The sequence below is a fragment of the Xanthobacter sp. BG11Y11_SDJG genome (genome assembly GCF_057364445.1).
The window spans coordinates 1-793 of sequence record NZ_JBNFNU010000794.1; the positions used below are offsets into that span (position 1 = coordinate 1).

1 pseudogene is annotated in these 793 nt (G+C 71.9%); it reads left to right on the top strand.

Annotated elements, in window-relative coordinates:
* Positions 1 to 237: 237 nt before the first annotated feature.
* Positions 238 to 793 (top strand): annotated as a pseudogene (locus AC2W7M_RS26575) (4Fe-4S dicluster domain-containing protein); the annotation flags it as partial.

A 793-nucleotide genomic window follows, 5' to 3' on the forward strand; every position in this document is an offset into this window, starting at 1 on the left:
CGTCTGGGCGCTCCTGCCCGGCCCGGCGAGCCACGCAGACGACGTGCGCGCGGCGCTCGCGCCCCATGGCGGCCACGCCACCCCTGATCCGCGCCGCCGCTTCCGAGCGCGCGCGCGTGCCGGTGTTCCAGCCCCGAGGCGCCGACTTTGGCGGCGCTCGCCGGCCGCGTGAAGGACAGTTTTCGATCCGGCGCGGGTGCTCAACCCCGGCCGCATGCATGCGGGTGTGTGAGGACCATGCAGACCCACTTCTCCCTCGCCCAGCTCGCCGATCCGCGCGTTTCGGAGGCGAACGACATCCTGCGCAAGTGCGTGCATTGCGGCTTCTGCACCGCCACCTGCCCGACCTATGTGCTGCTCGGCGACGAGCTCGACAGCCCGCGCGGCGCATCTACCTCATCAAGGACATGCTGGAGGGAGGCCGCGCGGCCACCGAGGAGGAGGTCAAGCACATCGACCGCTGCCTCACCTGCCTGTCCTGCATGACCACCTGCCCCTCGGGCGTGAACTACATGCACCTCGTGGACGGGGCGCGGGTGCATATCGAGAAGACCTACCGGCGCCCGTTCGCCGACCGCATGATCCGCACGCTGCTGGCGAAGGTGCTGCCCTATCCCGCGCGCTTCCGCTTCGCGCTGCTGGGTGCCGCAATCGGCAAGCCGTTCGCGCCGCTGGTCGCCAAGGTGCCGGGCCTGAAGCCGCTCGCCGCCATGTTGCGCCTCGCCCCCGGCATCCCGCACGGGCCGAGCCAGAGCGAATTGCCCGGCACGACGCCGGCGCAGGGGCCGCGGCG